At 66.9% G+C, this 16,832-nt stretch carries 12 protein-coding genes; 6 read left to right on the top strand and 6 right to left on the bottom strand.

What is annotated here, in order from left to right; all coding sequences use genetic code 11:
* Positions 1-10: 10 nt before the first annotated feature.
* Positions 11-748 carry a UTP--glucose-1-phosphate uridylyltransferase AglF gene (gene aglF, locus HUG10_RS14570; RefSeq protein ID WP_179170263.1) on the bottom strand — a complete coding sequence of 246 codons (738 nt, stop codon included), beginning with the start codon at positions 746-748 and terminating at the stop codon, positions 11-13.
* A gap of 101 nt (positions 749-849) precedes the next feature.
* Here aglF and aglM point away from each other — a divergent pair, with 101 nt between their 5' ends.
* On the top strand, positions 850-2,151 hold the full coding sequence (aglM, locus tag HUG10_RS14575; protein ID WP_179170264.1) for a UDP-glucose 6-dehydrogenase AglM: 1,302 nt from the start codon (positions 850-852) through the stop codon (positions 2,149-2,151).
* Positions 2,152-2,328: 177 nt separating this feature from the next.
* On the opposite strand, the gene HUG10_RS14580 is transcribed toward aglM, so the two are convergent.
* The gene (locus HUG10_RS14580) at positions 2,329-2,757 is read right to left on the bottom strand and encodes a hypothetical protein (RefSeq protein ID WP_179170265.1); all 429 of its coding nucleotides are present in this window, start codon (positions 2,755-2,757) and stop codon (positions 2,329-2,331) included.
* Positions 2,758-3,362: 605 nt separating this feature from the next.
* Positions 3,363-3,680: a cupin domain-containing protein gene (locus tag HUG10_RS14585; RefSeq protein ID WP_179170266.1), complete on the bottom strand. Its 318-nt coding sequence runs from the start codon at positions 3,678-3,680 to the stop codon at positions 3,363-3,365.
* A 218-nt stretch (positions 3,681-3,898) separates the two neighbouring features.
* Here HUG10_RS14585 and HUG10_RS21690 point away from each other — a divergent pair, with 218 nt between their 5' ends.
* Positions 3,899-4,126 (top strand): hypothetical protein, encoded by a 228-nt coding sequence (locus tag HUG10_RS21690; RefSeq protein ID WP_218780601.1) that lies wholly within the window; start codon positions 3,899-3,901, stop codon positions 4,124-4,126.
* 60 nt (positions 4,127-4,186) lie between these two features.
* Positions 4,187-4,603: a CPBP family intramembrane glutamic endopeptidase gene (locus HUG10_RS21695; RefSeq protein ID WP_218780602.1), complete on the top strand. Its 417-nt coding sequence runs from the start codon at positions 4,187-4,189 to the stop codon at positions 4,601-4,603.
* Between the two features lie 132 nt (positions 4,604-4,735).
* On the opposite strand, the gene HUG10_RS14595 is transcribed toward HUG10_RS21695, so the two are convergent.
* Positions 4,736-5,521, bottom strand: coding sequence for a helix-turn-helix transcriptional regulator (locus HUG10_RS14595; RefSeq protein ID WP_179170267.1), 786 nt, complete (start codon positions 5,519-5,521; stop codon positions 4,736-4,738).
* Positions 5,522-5,759: 238 nt separating this feature from the next.
* On the opposite strand from HUG10_RS14595, the gene HUG10_RS14600 reads away from it, so the two are divergent.
* Positions 5,760-13,112 carry an outer membrane protein assembly factor BamB family protein gene (locus HUG10_RS14600; protein ID WP_179170268.1) on the top strand — a complete coding sequence of 2,451 codons (7,353 nt, stop codon included), beginning with the start codon at positions 5,760-5,762 and terminating at the stop codon, positions 13,110-13,112.
* A gap of 171 nt (positions 13,113-13,283) precedes the next feature.
* On the top strand, positions 13,284-13,733 hold the full coding sequence (locus HUG10_RS14605; RefSeq protein ID WP_179170269.1) for a TRAM domain-containing protein: 450 nt from the start codon (positions 13,284-13,286) through the stop codon (positions 13,731-13,733).
* Positions 13,734-13,771: 38 nt separating this feature from the next.
* Here HUG10_RS14605 and HUG10_RS14610 read toward each other — a convergent pair whose 3' ends face one another.
* A complete protein-coding gene (locus HUG10_RS14610) occupies positions 13,772-13,930 on the bottom strand; it encodes a hypothetical protein (RefSeq protein WP_179170270.1) in 159 nt (52 codons plus the stop codon).
* Between the two features lie 236 nt (positions 13,931-14,166).
* Between HUG10_RS14610 and HUG10_RS14615 the strand changes: the two genes are divergently transcribed.
* Positions 14,167-15,921 carry a flippase activity-associated protein Agl23 gene (locus HUG10_RS14615; RefSeq protein ID WP_179170271.1) on the top strand — a complete coding sequence of 585 codons (1,755 nt, stop codon included), beginning with the start codon at positions 14,167-14,169 and terminating at the stop codon, positions 15,919-15,921.
* A gap of 113 nt (positions 15,922-16,034) precedes the next feature.
* On the opposite strand, the gene HUG10_RS14620 is transcribed toward HUG10_RS14615, so the two are convergent.
* Positions 16,035-16,832, bottom strand: coding sequence for a hypothetical protein (locus HUG10_RS14620; RefSeq protein ID WP_179170272.1), 798 nt, complete (start codon positions 16,830-16,832; stop codon positions 16,035-16,037).

Genomic DNA, 16,832 nt, shown 5'->3' on the forward strand with positions numbered 1-16,832 from the left:
GATACGGACGCTACGCGTTCGCTTCGGCGTCCTCGAGTTCACCGGTGAGCCGCCGCTCCGCCTCGTCGCGGTCCTCGGGATAGCCGATGTCCATGCGCCAGCCGTCGAGCGCGATCGCGTCGATCGTCCGCCCGCTCGCGATCAGCAGGCCGACCGCGTCGGAGATCTCGTACTCGTTCCGGTTCGACGGCTGGACCAGGTGGCAGGCGTGGAAGATGGCCGGCGTGAACGTGTAGAACCCCGTCATCACGAGATTCGAGGGGGGGTCCTCCGGTTTCTCGATGACGTCGACGATCTCGCCGTACTTGTTCGTATCACACACCCCATACCGACCCGCCTCCTCCCAGGGGACCTCCTCGACAAGGAACGCCGCGTCGGCGCGGTCCTCCTGCTGGCGCTGGACGACGTCCTCGAGGTTCGCCTGGAAGATGTTGTCGCCGAGGATGAGCATGAAATCGTCGTCGATGTGCTCCTCGACGGTCAACAGGGCGTGTGCGAGCCCCTTCTGCTCGCGCTGGTGGGCGTACGTGATCGGGATGCCCTCGTACTCGTCGCCGTAGTGGCTGATGATCGTCTCCTTCAGGTAGCCCACGACGACGATGAGCTCGCTCGCCCCGAGGTCGACAAGTTGATCGAAACAGTGGGTGAGGATCGGCTGGCCGGCCACCTCGACCATCCCCTTCGGTTTGTCCTCGGTGAGCGGGCGGAGCCGCGTTCCCTCCCCCGCGGCGAGTACGACAGCCTGCATACCCCACCACATCGATCCCTCGGGTAAATAGTTTGAGAGACGCATGACGATCCTCGTTCGAAGGCGAACCCTCATGTGCGCCGCATCACTGTCACCCGCCAATGGAGATCAAAGTCATCGGCTCGGGCTACGTCGGGTCGACGCTGGCGGCGTCGCTGGCGGATCTCGGCCACCTCGTGACGGCGATCGACATCGATGAGGACGTGGTCGCGGCCATCAACGACGGCAGGGCACCCATCCACGAACCCGGCCTCGACGAATTAATCGCCGAACACGCAGGGACGACCCTCCGCGCGACCACGACCTACGACTCCGTCGCCGACGCGGACGTCACCTTCCTCGCGATCCAGACGCCCGCCCGCGAGGACGGCAGCATCGATACGGGGGTCCTGGAAGCCGCCGCTGAGATGACCGGCGAGGCCCTCGCCAATAGCGGAGACCACCATCTCGTCGTCGCCAAGAGCACCGTCGTTCCGCCGGCACTCGCCGATGTCCGCGCAGCGCTCCGACGTGGACTCGGCGAGGACCTCGCGACCGACGACACGGGTCTCGTCGCGTTCGGGACGAACCCGGAGTTCTTGCGAGAGGGAACTGCGGTCGAGGACTTCACCCACCCGGACAAGCTCGTCGTCGGCACGGACGTCGACTGGGCGCACGAGCGCCTGGAGGCCGTGTTCGAACCTCTTCTGGAACGCCACGACGCACCGGTCGTTCGAACCGACCCGGAGACGGCGATGATGATCAAGTACGCGAACAACGCCTTCCTCGCAGCCAAGGTCAGCCTCATCAACGACCTCGGGAACGTCTGCAAGGAGTTCAGCCTCGACGCGTACGAGGTGGCCGACGCGATCGGCCTCGACCACCGGATCAGCGAACACTTCCTCAGGAGTGGACTCGGCTGGGGCGGGAGCTGTTTTCCCAAGGATACGGCAGCACTCATCGCGGCCGCCCAAGAGGCGGGCTACGACCCCGCGATGCTCACTGCGGCGGTCGAGGTGAACGACCGGCAGCCGGAAAGGCTTCTGGACATCCTCGCGAGCCACGTCGACCTCGAGGGGGCGCGCATCGCGGTCCTCGGATTGGCATTCAAACCGGGCACGGACGACGTTCGGCACTCACGCGCCATTCCCGTCATCGAGGGACTCCTGGACCGGGGAGCCGACGTCGTCGCGTACGATCCGGTCGCGACCGACAACATGCGCGAGCGTTTCCCGGACATCGAGTACGCCGGCTCAGCGGCGGAGGCACTCTCGGGCGCCGATGGTGCTGCTGTCGTTACCGGCTGGGACGAGTTCAGGGCGCTGGACGCGGAGTTCGACGCGATGACCTCTCCGGTCGTCGTCGACGGACGACGGATCGTCGAGCCGACTGATGAGCTCATCTACGAGGGGCTGACCTGGTGATTGCCGTTGAGCCGAACCGACCGATCACTCCTCTCATTCCCGCCCGGTGACGGGTGGACCAGCTGTACCGGGCGGCCACCGAGCCTCTAGCGGTTCGTCAACCTCCGCACGGTAGTGCAAGACCCTGTGTGCCCATCGAGGTGTCTGGGTGGTCGGCCGCGGTAACGGGAACGTGTGTTATCCATTAGCGTCGGCGTCGGCATCCGCACCGTCAGCATCCGCGTCACTATTGGGTCCATCCGAATCAGTGTCTCCATCATCACTGTCGGAGTCACTGTCGCCGTCGTCGCTATCCGAGTCGGTATCGGAATCGTCGTCCGAGTTCGACTCCGACTCGGCTTGAAGCGTGGCCCCTGGTGACGGATCCGAAGTCGTCCCGAGGGGTGTGTCGCGATGATAGAGGATGAGGGGGGGAAAGAGGTACGTGGCGATCGCCAGCAGCACGAAGAGGCGGTCGATGAAGACGAGCAGCCCGAACGCGGTGAGTGCCGCCGCCGAAGCCGCGTGCATCGCTGTGTGGGTGTATTCCCGGTAATACGCCCAGAATCCGTGCAACCACTGGGTGGTTGCTGAGGCCCCATCCTCTTCGGTTGCTGTCAAAGTCATACGGACCAGTTCGGGATGCACACCGAAGAACCCCCTTTGCGCATTCGGTATCCGGTTTGCGCGACGTACTGACCATCGACGGACGAACCCCCTCATATCCGAGGGTGTCCAACGACGCAAACACCTCTAGCTCTCGACACGACCGGATCCCTCGTCTGGTTCGCCGTCCCGTTCACCGCCCTCCTCGCGGTCGCGTATTGGACGTACACGGGCGCGAGTGCACGCGGTAACGACCGGGCATGAATCTGGAGCGTGGGCGTCGGTCTGACGCTCGTCGCCGCGCCGATCTATCTCCTCGTGAGACGTGATCTGGGTGACTGTTCGGCACCTCCGTCCAGGGGCGAGCGCGTCGTCGTCACGTTCGTTTCTGCGCGGTGATCGCGACCCCGCTCACCCCCCTATTCGCACCTGACGACCCGATGCGACGGGTTCGGATCTATCCACTCTCCGTCTACGCCGGCCTCGCAATCGCGGCCGGGCTGGGACGATCGAACGTGCTGACGTGGATTCGGCGACAGCTTCGGCGGCAGTACCGAGTTCTGAAAATGTCCACGAGCGATCGGGCTCCGAGATGGTTGCTCAGGAGCAGTGCACCAGGGCCCTGCTCACGGCGCGCCGGCGATAATCATCCGACTCGCCTCGTCGAACTCGTACTCCCGCGTGGCCGAGGGCGGCACTCGGACGACGTCCCCGGACTCGAGGGAAACCTCCTCGCCGTCGACGGTGATACGCCCGGAGCCCTCCAGCAGGAGGTACACTTCCTCCTGCTCCTCGTCCTCGTGGTCGTGTTCCATCCCGGACCACTCCTCGTCACCCTCGACGACGGTGAGCCCGAGCTGTTCACAGCCCAGCGCGTCGCGGAGGAAGTACATCCCGGGCGCTTTCGGCTCGACGTCCTCGTAGTTCTCCTTCGAGTAGCCCATGGGATTCCGTTTCCGAATGAGTCCAAAAAGCGTTCTGGCGCCCCACCCTCGCTTTATCAGCGTTCAGTGGAGGACGCCTTGGCGCCCCCGAGTGCTGTGACGAAGCGGGTGTCAAGCGGTCCTTCGAACTCGGTTCCGCGTCCAGCACCGCTCATGGCCCCGCGTCCGTCACGACAACGGATGCCAAGGAATAGGTGGGCTCCCTGACAGCGGGTGGTATGTCCCGGGCTTCCTCCACCCGACTCGCGCTCGTCGTCGTCGTGAGCTGGATCGTCCTCGAGTACCTCCTCAGACACGGCGGCGCGGCGCTCGCCGGAATCCTCCTCGACGCGCCCACGATCGGCGACTACCTAGCGCTGGCGGTCGGCTTCCCCCTGATCGCCATCCTGCTGTCGAGGTACGCGCTCGACCGCGGACAGTCCCGTGCCGACTGGGAGTACGACTAGTCCATCCGACTGCTCCTCGCGGGTGCGCTCGCGACCGTCGTCGCCTTCGTCCTGCTTGTCGTGACCGCACAGGTCGACGCCATGCTGTTCGATCTTGACACACAGGCAGCGGCCGAGACCGAGGGACTCGGCGCCGCGATCGGGGCGTCGCCGTGGGTCGCCGTCCTGCTCCTCGTCGGGAACGGCCTCCTCGCGCCGATCGCCGAGGAACGGGTCTGGCGGGGGATCGTCCAGACCGAGCTCGTCGACACTTGGGGCGTCGCTCCGGGGATCGCCGTCACGGCGGTACTGTTCGCGCTCAAGCACGTCGTCGTCGACGGCTCCGTCGCTAGGCTGACGACGCTCCTCGCGCTCGGCCTCGTCTTCGGTCTCGTCCGGCACCGCTGGGGGACCGCGAGCAGCACTGTGACCCACGTCGCCACCAACACCATCGCCTCCGCCAGCATCATCGCGGTCTCGCTCTACGGCCCGGTCTGAGCGACGCTCCTCGGGACACCGGCTCTCGAACGGTTCGGGTCGTCTGCTGGTACGATGCAAGTGAGCAGGCGGAGTCGGTGGCTGCGCACCTGAACCCTCTCGCCGGACCGGGACCATTCCCGGAAGCGTCGCTCATACCCGTGGCTCGAACGGCTCGGCGTCCTCGCGGTAGTGCTCGTAGAGGGCCTTGCCCCACTCGATCGCGTCGGGGTCGTCCGTGTCGACGAAGGTGGTCAACATGCCCGTCCCGGTGTCGTACGCGCCGATGCCGATCCGGTCGTCGAACAGCGCCAGGCCGAACGGGAGCGACTCGCTCGTGAACAGTTCCACGTTCCCGCTCGCCATCGAGTCGGCGAGTTCCTCAGGGTGGGCGTCGGCGATCTGGGCGGCAGTGTCCGGGAGGTAGACGACGCTCACCTCCATCCCGCCGAGGATCTCCCGACGGATGTCGTCGACGAAGATCGGCGCGATGGTGGTCGTGTCGAACCCCCTGAGCGTGCTCGACCCGGCCAGCAGCTCCATGAAGCGCGCGACCGGCGGGTAGGGGTCGGTCGGTCGGGCCGTCGTGACGACGGCGTCCGCGAACTGCGAGACGTCGAGGTCGAACGGAACCGCCGCGATGGCGTCAAGGAAGGGGCGCAGGGCGTCGGCCGCCTCGAAGGTTCGCCGCGTCCGGACCACCTCCTCTGCCGCGACCTGGCCGAACGGGGTCAGCGCGTAGCCCTCGACTGTCCGCTCGACGAGGCCGTGGTCCGAGAGCGCCCTGACGATCCGGTGGGCCGTCGTCTTGGAGACCCCGAGGTCGGATTCGAGTTCTGCCCGACGGAGCGGGCCGGTCCGCAACAGGTCGAGGACGTCCATCCGGGAGATGGACACGTCGAGAAGTTCGGTGACGTCCCCCGACTCCCGCTCTATCATACCGGTCACTGGAAACACACCACGAAAAGCGTTGTTACCCGCCGGCGCGTTCCCGAACGAAACCGTTCCACTTCCCGAAACGAGTTCGGATCGTGGTGACCGTGTCGGTGGGTGGGTATATCCAGCCCTGCGGAGTTCGAGGTATCATCGAACGTATACTACTCATGACCGTTAGTAGCACCCTACCCGTCCCCGAGCACCGTGGTCTGAACGAGTCGATCGCGACCGGGTGGTCCGCGTGAACGAACGCGGGAGGTGGCGGGCGGTCGGACTGGCCCTGCTCGTCGTCCTCTCGACGGTGGCCGCGAGCGGAGTCGCGGGTGCCTTCCCCGAGAGTGCCGGACAACCGACCGATCTTGATCAATCGAACCCCTCGGCAACTCTCGGCGAATCGACCGCGTTCGCCGACTGGCCGACCTCGGGCCACGACTCGGGACGCTCCGGGCACGACCCGAACGCGTCCGGGCCAGCAACCGACGTCGACGCCCGGTGGGTGTTCGAGGCCGAGAACCTGACCCGGAACGAGCCCGCAGCCGTCGCGGACGGTCGGGTGTTCGTTCCAACGCGTGACGGGCTCCGGGTCCTCGACAACGAGACCGGTGAGCAGCTATGGGCCGTCAGCGACCTCACCGTCGATCACGTTTCCGTCTCCGAGGACGTGGCCGTGGTTACGACGAGCGGCTACAACGAGGAATCGGTCAGGGCCTACGACGTCACTGACGGCATGGAGCTCTGGACCGTGACCGACTTCGAGGCCCGGTCGTCGGTCGCCTCGAACGGGACGGTCTACGTCGAGCGGTACTACCAAAACGTCGACGAGGTCCGACTGTACGCGTTCGACCTCGCGACGGGCGACGAGCTGTGGTCGGTCCAGCACGCCGATGACGTAGGCGGCGGTCTGTCGGCCGACGGGGACACCGTCTACGCGACGTGGAAGCTCTCCGATAGCTGGGACCGCGAGTACGCAGTGTTCGCGCTGGACGCCTCCGACGGAAGCGAGCGCTGGCGGTTCGAGGTCGAAGGTCGAATCACGATGGCGCCGACCGTCGTGAACGGCACGGTGTACGTCGGTGCCGGGGACGAGGTGGAGTTCGGGGGCGATGTGTACGATCCGAAGTTCTACGCGCTGAACGCCTCCGACGGCCACGTCGAGTGGATTCACGACGCACACGCCCGTCCGAACGGCGCCGCGGTGGCGAACGGGACGGTCTACGTCTCGATGGGCAACGGAATCCACGCGCTCGATGCGGCCAGCGGTGAGCGTCAGTGGGTCCACCGGATGGCCGGCGACATCGACGTCGGACTCGTCTACACGACGATAGACGCGAACCCGCCCGCCGTCGCCGACGGCGTCGTTTACGCGACCAACGATCGGGGATTCGTCGACGCCATCGATGGCAATACGGGCGACGTGCTCTGGACCTATCGAGTCGAGGGACAGGCAACCGACCCCGTCATCGCTGACGAACGCGTGTACGTCCACACGACCGACGAGGAAGACGTGACCGACGATGACATCGTCCGCGTCTACGCCCTGGAGGCGGAGCCATTCGCGTTCTCCGGGCTGACGACGTCGACCACGACCCCCGCGCCGGGCGAACTCGTCGCCGTAGACGTGACCGTCGAGAACGTCGACGACGAGGCTCGCGAATACGATCTCTCGCTGATGGCCGACCCGCCGCTGCACGTGGACTGGTGGGCTACGGACCGGGTGAACGGGACGTTGAACGCCGGCGAGTCGAAGACGTTCACGTTCGAAACGCGATTGAACACCTCCGGGTCCTGGAACCTCTCGATCAAGCGCGACCTGGAGGTCGGCCCATCTACTGAGTCTGTCACTGTCGAGGTGATCCATTCCACCCCGGTCGACGACTGGCCCACCTGGAAGTTCGACGCCGGTCTCACTGGGAGCAACCCGGACGCAGTCGCACCGAAGCATCACCTCCAGGAACGGTGGAACGTCAACAACTTCCACCGAGACACCCGCCCTGTCGTCGCCGATGGGACCGCCTATGTCGTCCACAGCCAGCGCCGAGACGGTGAGAACACCATCTTCAGCCTGGCCGCCTACGACGTCGATACCGGGGTCCGGGAGTGGGAGTTCAACGTCTCCGACCGCAACCGTCTCCCGGCCGGATCTGCGACCGTCGAGGAGGACACGGTCTACCTCTACACGACGCCGTTCAACTTCGACGGGAACGGTGTGGACGGCGACGGTACGGTGTTCGCGCTGAATGCGAGCGACGGTGGCGTCGAGTGGACTCACGACACCTCGCTGAACCGGTCGCTGACGTCCGACCAGGCGCCGATCGTCGCCGACGGGCGCGTTTACGTTGCCGGCGGGACCTACGAACCGAACACGGATCAGTACGCGAACGCCTCCGTTATCGCGCTGAGCGCGACCGACGGGTCGGTCGCCTGGACGTACGATCGAACCGAACGCAGTACAACGGAGCTCTTCCACGGTATCGCCGTCGCGGACGGCACCGTCTATGCGGCCCTTCAGAACGAGGAGTGGGTGGACAGTTCCAGGGTACATTACGACGATCTCGTCGCGATCGACGCTTCCAGCGGCACGGCGCGATGGTCGACCGAGTCGCGACCGTTCAACCTCGACCTGACCGAGCAGCCGGTAGTTAGTGGCGACCTTGTCTACGTCATCAACCAGACCGCTGGCGCCGACGGCGACGCGGAGCCAGAACTCCACGCGCTGAACGTCTCCGACGGGGGCGAGCGATGGCGCTTCGTCCCGCACGGCCTCGACGAGACCGCCGACGGCTGGCGGCTCTTCGACCCCGTCGTCACCGACGACGCCGTCTTCCTCCGCCAGTACGAGCTGGGGAACGGCATCTCCTACGACAGGTCACACCTCTACCGGATCGACGCAGCCGATGGCGCGCTCGACTGGAACTGGAGCACGGCCTACCCGTCGACACTGCTCGCCGTCGACGGGCTGCTCTACATCGGCGAGGGCGACGACGAACCGACGCACCTCTACGACGCACAGACCGGGGAGTACTACGGCAGTACGGACATTACCGCGCGGGCATCGGGGACGGTACTCGCTGTCGCGAACGGCACGCTGTTCACGGTCGAGCAGTCCGGACAACCGCTGCGTGTACTGGCCGAGGGCGGCCATTTCGAGTTCACAGACCTCGCTGTCGACTCGGAATGGGTCGACATGGGCGAGAACGTCACGGTCACGGCGACGGTGACGAACCGCGGGACGATGGCCCGGTCGTGGAACGCGAACCTCCTCGTATCCCCGGACGAGGATCGCCAAGACCACCACGTCTGGAACTACCCGTCCCGCGACGGGACGCTCGCCCCGGGCGAGAGCGAGACCGCCACCTGGACGGTCCGCCTCGACGAGCGCGGCGACTACGTGTTCACTCTGCAACCGAACTACGAGGACACGGGGATGAACGCGTACCTCGCCGACCGCACTGCCGGCGTCACGGTCAGTGCCGGCGACTCCCGCGACGGCGAGACCATCCCGTTCATCGGGCCGCGCGAGATGCCGTCCGGGCCCGACGCCTGGCCGAAGGAGAGCCTCGACGCCGGGAACACCGGCAACAACACCGGGACCGGCGCGCCGACCGCGGTCGGCGGCGATATCGTGAACTGGTCCGTGAACCACTCCTACGAATGGACGACCGGCCCGACGCTGGCGAACGAGACGGTGTTCGTCGGTGGAAACCACGTCAGCGGCGGCGCGTTCGTCTACGCGTTCAACGCGACCGACGGCGAGTTGCAGTGGCAGTACCTGACCTACTCCGCGAGCGACGTCGTGGTCCCGCCGACCTACGCCGGCGGCTACGTCTACACCGCTACGTCCGACGGCAGGGTCTACCAGTTCGACGCCGCGACCGGCGAGCGGCTCTGGACGTACAACGGGCTGGGGGACGTCGGCGGCATCACCGTCGTGGACGACGTCGCGTACGTCTCGGGATACGCGTACGTTGACTCGGCGGACTCGGGCACCGTCCACGCACTGAACGCCTCCACGCGGGAGGTCCTCTGGACGTTCACGCGGGCGAGCTCGTACTACGGGATGAACGTGAAGCCGGCCGTCGAGAATGGGACGGTCTACGTCACGAGCGACGACGGCTACACCTACGCGCTGGACGCGGCCACCGGCGGAGTGGTGTGGAATCAGTCGATCGCCGGTACCGGGTCGAGCCTCCACTCGCCGGTCGTCGAGGACGGCGTCGTCTACGTCGACGACGCTGAGTGGGACAGTACCGTCGCGAGCATCTACGCGCTGGACGCAACGGACGGGAGCCCCATCTGGAGCGCTCCCGCGAACGTCGACGGCTACACCGGATCGTCGCCCGCGCTGGTGAACGACACGCTGTACTTCACCGCCGACGGAGCCGTCCGGGCCATCGACGCGACCGGTGGCGACGAGCTGTGGAGCACCCAGATCTGCTCGGCCGTCAGGTACTCTCCCGTCTACGCAGATGGGGTCGTGTACGTCCCCACGACGGACAGCGCCATCAGGGCCTACGACGCCGACACCGGCGATCTGATGTGGCGCTACGACGCCTACGACGAACACGCGTTCACGCCGGCCGTCGTCGATGGCCTGCTATACACGACGGGTCTGGAGAACGACGACAACACGTACTCGCTCCTTGCACTGGAGGGCGGCCCAACGAACCAGTCGAAGACGCTCTTCGACTACTACGGACTGACGGTGTCGAGCGAGAACGTGTCCACCGGCCAGTCGTTCACCGTCTCCGCGACGGTCGAGAACCAGGGCGACGCAGCCTGTGGGTACACTGCGAGTCTCAAAGTGGACGACAGCGTCGTCGACACGACCGCCGGTACGGTCGGCACCGGCTACAACGACGACGATCTGATCGAGGTCACCCACTCGTTCTCGAGTACCGGGACTTACAACGTCTCCATCGAGGACCTGCCGCCGGTCGAGGTGACCGTGACGGAGCCCCAACCCGACGTGGACGTCACGCCATCGAGCTGGGATTACGGCACCGCCGAGGTCGACGCGTGGGTGTACAAGGACTTCGAGGTAACGAACCTGGGACAGGGGGACCTCCACTGGTCCGATTCGGTGATCACCGGCCCGGACGCCGACGAGTTCTCGATCACCTCCGACGATTCGCAGACGTACTCCTTCCTCTGGTCGGGAGGTAGCGGATACGTGCGCGTATATCTGACCTCGGAAACTCCCGGTACCAAGACAGCTACGCTCGAGATACACACCGACGACCCCGATGAACCGGTCGTGAGCGTCCCGCTCACCGGCACCGTCGAGGGTGGCCAGGCGAATGTACAGGTCACGCCATCCACGCTCGACTTCGGCGACGTAACCGTCGGCTCGACGGCCGAGGCGAACGTCACCGTCGAGAACGTCGGCGATACGACGCTCACGTTCGACGGCGTGACGCTCGGCTCCTCCGACTTCGGGAGCTTCGACGTCGTCGCCGGGGACACGCAACTGGCGCTGGGTCCCGGCGAATCCCACAACGTAACCGTAGAGTTCGCCCCCACGTCGGAGAATCCGGACACGGCGACGCTGACGGTGAACACCGACGACCCGAACGACCCGGCGGTCCACGTCATGCTGTCCGGAACGGGCACGGCAGAGCCCGTGCCCGACATAGACGTCTCACCAAGTAGTCACTACTTTGAGAGCGTCCCAGTGGACGACACGGAAACCACGACGTTCGCGGTGACCAACACCGGCGACGCCGCGCTGGACGTCACCGGGTTCACCGTCGCCGGAGCGAACGCGAGTGACTTCACGGTGCAGTCGAGTCCGTTCACCGTCGCTCCCGGCGGAACCGAGACGGTCGCCGTCGAGTTCGCACCGACGACGCTCGGGACGAAGTCCGCGACGGTCGAGGTCGCGAGTACCGACGCCGACGAACCGACGGTGGTGCTCGAACTTGGCGGCCAGGCGATCGACGCGACGCCCCCGACGCTCGATATCGTGGACGTCGCCGGGAGCAACGAGGCCGGCGACACGGTCTACGCGAACGGGACCGTCACCGTCGAGGTGAACGCGACGGACGAACACTCCTCGATCGAGAGCGTGTTGGTCGGGTTGGACTCGGAGGACGCCGAGTTCGTCGCCATCGAGAACGCGACGTTCGACGCGACGGCGGGGAACTGGACGGCGACCTTCGACTCGGACGACATGCCGGACGACGGCAACTACTCCGTCGCCGCGCTCGCGACCGACGCTGCCGGCAACCAGAACGTTGTCTTCGGAACCGAGACGGTCGTCGTCGACCGGACGCGGCCCCAGCTCGGCGCGAGCCTCTCGCGACTCGACGGTACGACTGCGGCGGTGAACCTCACGGCGAGCGAACCGCTCCAAACCGGTTCGATAGACGTGACCGTGACGCGACCTGACGGCACCGACACGTCCGTCACGATGACGGGCACCGGAACGGAGTGGAACGGGACGTTCGGCATCGACGAGGATGGCCGATACGAGATCGACGCGACGGGCGTCGACCACGCCGGCAATCAGGGGTCCGACAACGCGACCGCGACCTTCCGGAACCTGACCACGACGAACCGGACGGTCACCGTGGTGCTCGAGCCGTCGGGCACGTTCGTCCGGTTCAACACGAGCGCCGACGTCGACGACACGTACGTCGTGCTCACGGACAGTCGGACGCCCCTCGCGCCGCTGGGGAACGACCGCGCCGGGCTGAACTTCCTGCGCGCCCAGCTGGGCGCGCAGCTGACGGACAACCTCACGGACGCGACCATCGGGGTCCCGGTGGACGAACTGCGACTGCCGCGCGGCGCGGGGAAGGGCGACGTGAACCTCAGCTACTTCAACCGGACGACGAAGGAGTGGGAGGACCTGGGCACGGAGATCCGGACGGTGACCGTCAACGGCACCACGGGCGAGTACTGGGTGACCTCGGTCGCCCACTTCTCGACGTACGGCACCGTCGTCACCGACACCCGCGCGCCGACGCTGGACGGGGCCGGCCCGACCGGGACGCTGGCGGCGGGCACGACGCGGACCGACGTGCGTTTCGACTACAGCGACGACATCAGCGGCGTGGACGCGAGCAGCGTCCAGTTCGAGTTCGACGGGGAACCGGCCGACGCCTCGCGGCTCTCGGTCACGAAGCGCTACGCCTCCTACGACGCGACCGGGCTCTCGGCGGGGTCGTACGACGCGACCGTGACCGTCGCGGACGGCGCCGGCAACGTCGAGACGTTCACGCACTCGTTCACCATCGCCGCTGCGTCCTCCGGTGGAAGTAGTGGCGGAAACGACGACGGGAACAACGACAGCGGGAACGATAACGACGGGAACGACGACGGCGACAGCAGCGACAGCGAGGACGACCCGACACCGACGCCGTCGCCGACCCGGACTCCATCGCCGACGCCGACCGACCGGCCGACGTCGACTCCGACTGCGGATGGAACGGAGTCGCCCACGGCGACGAGCACGGCGACCGAGACGACGTCGCCACGGGAACCCACTCCGACCACGACGACCACGCGGACGACGACTCCCGGGTTCACGGCGGGCACCGCGCTGCTGGCGCTGCTGGCGGCGATCGCGCTCGTCGTTCGGCGACGTCGCTGACCGCGACGACGAGCGATTTCCATATCGAACGCCCTGTTCGAGCGATTCGACGCGCACTCCTTTCTGCGTCGACGGACGACCCGCCCACGCCAGCAACTACAGTCAGCATCGCCCGGAACCGGCAGACTCATGCGACGCTTCGACCGAGTACCACGGAACGAGGTTGAACTGATGGAGATCTCCGAGGACTTACTGTGTGTATTCGCGGGCGAGGTAGAGGAGCAGGGCGACTCGTACGTCATCGAGGTGCCCAGGAACGAGGTGACGATCGGGGAACTGGACGGGGGCGGGACGTACCGGGTCGCGCTCCTCTCCGTGGAGGACGCGGGGCAACCGGAGCAGTCCGACGAGGACCGTTCCAGCGACGACCGCCGTCGCGAGGTGCGCTCCCCGGATCGCAACCGTGGGCCATCCGACCAGCCCGTCGCGGAGGGCGAACAGCACACCGTCGAGATCGAGGACATCGGGGAGAAGGGCGACGGGATCGCCCGCGTCGACCGCGGGTTCGTCGTCATCGTCCCCGACACGGAGCTCCGCGAACGGGTCACCATCGAGATCACCGACGTGACCGAGACCGTCGCGTTCGGCGAGGTCGTCGAGCGCCAGGACTACTACGAGTAGCTCTCGGTACGGCGGCAGCAGGGCCCGTCGACCGACCGTTACTCGTGGCTGTGGATGTTGGTGCTCCCGCATTCGGGACACTGCGTGAGCGTCCCCAGCGGCGGGTGCTCGACCTCGTTCCACTCGTCGCCCACCGGCGCCTCGAACCCGCACCTGAGACACGTCAGTCGGGCCGTGCCAGTTGCTTTCTCGGCCATCGGGTACATCTACTCCGTCGGCGGCAAAATCGTTTTCCCGGACGCTCGACGCCGGTTCCTCGCCCTCGGTCGCGCTGAACCGATAGCCGTTGTCGCGCCTCACCGCTTCGCACTACTCGGGCGTCATCGAACAGCCTCCACTCCCTCATGATTTGGCCCGATATTCGACGAACCCCCGCCCGCGCCAGCGGTTTCGACCAGAACAATTCTAACCCCCTGGGTCCACTGGGTGGGTGATGTCCGACGACGGTGCCCTCCCGGTCGCGCCCTATCGGCTCTCCGTTCCGCGAGTCGTTCTGGCCGTGACCGTCCTCGCCCTCCTCGTCCGCCTCGTCCTCCTCGGGGACCGCGTCGCCCACTTCGACGAGGCCCGCGTCGCCTGGTGGACCATGGAGTACATGCGGACCGGCTCGTTCGAGTACCGCTACATCATCCACGGGCCGTTCGTCCAGCACGTCAACACGGTCGCGTTCGCCCTGCTCGGGACGACGGACTTCGCGGCCCGGCTGGTCGTGGCCGTCATCGGCGGCCTGCTTCCCCTCTCGGCGCTGCTGTTCCGCGAGCGCCTGGGCGGCGTCGAGGTCGTCGCGCTCGCGCTGTTCCTCGCGTTCAACCCCGTCCTGCTGTACTACTCGCGCTTCTTCCGGTCGACCGTCCTCGTCGCCGGCTTCGCCTTCGTCGCCTTCGGCCTCCTCGTGCGGTGGGTCGACACCCGCGACGCGTGGTACGCCCACCTCGCGGTCGTCTTCGTCGCGCTCGGGTTCACCGCGAAGGAGAACATGGTCGTCTACCTGCTCTGCTGGCTCGGCGCCGGCGGGCTGGTCGCCGACACCGCGCTGTTCCGGCGGGGCGACGGCCGGACCGGCCTCGACCGGCTCCGCGCCTACCGCCCCGAGTCGCTCGACGACCTCCTGGATCGTCACTCCCCGGCCCACGTCGCCGGCCACCTCGCGCTGGCCCTCCTCCTCTTCGGCTTCGTCATCCTGCTCTTCTACGCGCCGCGCGTCGGGAGCGGCGACGGCGTCGGCCTCTACGCCGCGCTGAGCAACCCCGCACAGCTCCCGACGGTGGTCGAGGCGACGGTCGACGCCATCCGCGGCGGCTTCGAGTACTGGTTCGGCCACCCCTCCGATCCGAAGTGCCACAAGGACAACGTCATCGACGGCTACCTCTGCTTCCTGGATCGGGCGGTGACCGTCCTCCGGAACTACGCCCTCCCGCTGATGGGCTTTGCCGTCTTCGGCTTCCTGGCCGAGCGGTACGCGGCGGAACGCCCCCGGTCGCTGGTGATGTTCGCCTCCTACTGGGGGTTCGTCTCCGTGCTCGGCTACCCGCTCGGGACCGACATCTTCGGCGGCTGGATCATGGTGAACGCGCTGGTCCCGCTGGCCATCCCGGCGGCGGTCGGCCTCGGTACGGTCGTGCGCTGGGGCGGCGACGCGCTGGCGAGCGACGACCGCGTCGGCGTCGCGCTCGTACTGGTCGTCCTGGTCTCGGTCGCGGGGATGACTGCCGTCACCGGCGTCTCGAGTTCCTACCTCCATCCGACGGCCGACGACAATGAACTCGTCCAGTACGCCCAGCCGAACCAGGAGATGCGACCGGCCCTCGAGGACATGACCCGGGCCGCCCACGCCGACACCACCGGCCCGGATGTGCTCGTCTACGGTTCCTACTTCGTCGACGGGGACAGCGAGGCCGTCCGCACGCCCGCGTGCATCGAGTGGTTCGACTCGTTGCCGCTCGCCTGGTATCTCGAGAAAGAGGAGTTCGCGGTCGTCTGTGAGACGCCCGAGACGGTCGAGACGGCGGCCGGGAACGAGACGCGCGTTCCCCAGTCCGTCGGCGCCGAGGGGACGCCGCCGGTCGTCATCGCCCGGGCCGAACATCGGGAGGCGCTCGGCCAGCGCCTCGGCGACGGCTACCGGGTCCACGAGTTCGACATGCGGACGCCCGGCATCGAGACGGTCATGTTCGTCCGGGAGAACTGAGCGCGTCGAACGCGGTCAGGAACGGTCGCTCAGCCTAACCAAACTCAAAATAGGCTAATCAAGATTTGGCTATTCCCCATTAGTCGATTATCCTGCCTCTGCGCAGAGCACGCTCAGAACGTTTGGACTGCTGGAAAATCCTCGTCTCTGAGCGTCTCGCGTGACCCGCCGACGATAACCTGGTCCGCGTGGGGGGTGACGGCGCGGCCGGCGGCGTCGAGTCGCGACCGGTCGGACGGCACGGAGAGCTGAACCGTCAGCCTGCTCTCGACCGCGGCCGCGAACCCCCGCGCGATGGTCTCGAGCCAGTACGTCGTCTCGTACGACGGGTCGCACAGGGGGACCAGCACCTCGTCGACGACGTCGTCGAGCGCCCCGAGGTCGACCCCCCGTCTGCGCATCAGGCTTCCGGGATACGGGTCCGGGTGCGCGGTGAGGGTGAGGTTCCCGGGCACTCGCTGGGCGACAGACTCGACGAATTCGGTGACGACCGCCGCGCGCCAGTCGACACGGTCCCCGTACTCGCTCTCCTTGAACGAGCGGTCACACTGCTCGCACTGACAGAACGCCTCGCCGGGGAAGCCCACGGTCATCAGTCGAACGTCCGGGCTCGCGGCGACGCAGTCGTCGATGCAGTCGAGCAGCCGGTCGCGGTAGGCGTCGTCGGTCGGGCAGACCCAGTCCCAGTCGAACCCCGGCCGGGTCGCCGTCGCCGGCTCCCCCACCCCGTCGACTGCGAGTCGGTCCGGGTCGTCGGTCCCGGTCCCCGAGTCGCCGAAGCAGGCGATCGAGTTGACCGCGTCGGCCCGGGGTGCGACCGTCTCGCCGTCCACCCGCTTGACCGTGTAGAACGCGATCGCCGGGTCGAGCGCCTCGACCGCGTCCGGGTCGCGCGTCGTGATACCGTCCAT

Origin of the sequence: Halorarum halophilum, assembly GCF_013401515.1 — an archaeon.
In the GTDB taxonomy this organism is placed as follows: Archaea; Halobacteriota; Halobacteria; order Halobacteriales; family Haloferacaceae; genus Halorarum; species Halorarum halophilum.

Bases quoted from the DNA above. Each gene is read 5' to 3' on its own strand.
- HUG10_RS14580 (WP_179170265.1), bottom strand. From the start codon at position 2,757: ATGACTTTGACAGCAACCGAAGAGGATGGGGCCTCAGCAACCACCCAG.
- HUG10_RS14595 (WP_179170267.1), bottom strand. From the start codon at position 5,521: ATGATAGAGCGGGAGTCGGGGGACGTCACCGAACTTCTCGACGTGTCC.
- HUG10_RS14610 (WP_179170270.1), bottom strand. From the start codon at position 13,930: ATGGCCGAGAAAGCAACTGGCACGGCCCGACTGACGTGTCTCAGGTGC.
- HUG10_RS14615 (WP_179170271.1), top strand. From the start codon at position 14,167: ATGTCCGACGACGGTGCCCTCCCGGTCGCGCCCTATCGGCTCTCCGTT.
- aglF (WP_179170263.1), bottom strand. From the start codon at position 748: ATGCAGGCTGTCGTACTCGCCGCGGGGGAGGGAACGCGGCTCCGCCCG.
- HUG10_RS14585 (WP_179170266.1), bottom strand. From the start codon at position 3,680: ATGGGCTACTCGAAGGAGAACTACGAGGACGTCGAGCCGAAAGCGCCC.
- aglM (WP_179170264.1), top strand. From the start codon at position 850: ATGGAGATCAAAGTCATCGGCTCGGGCTACGTCGGGTCGACGCTGGCG.
- HUG10_RS14620 (WP_179170272.1), bottom strand. From the start codon at position 16,832: ATGGACGGTATCACGACGCGCGACCCGGACGCGGTCGAGGCGCTCGAC.
- HUG10_RS14605 (WP_179170269.1), top strand. From the start codon at position 13,284: ATGGAGATCTCCGAGGACTTACTGTGTGTATTCGCGGGCGAGGTAGAG.
- HUG10_RS21690 (WP_218780601.1), top strand. From the start codon at position 3,899: ATGTCCCGGGCTTCCTCCACCCGACTCGCGCTCGTCGTCGTCGTGAGC.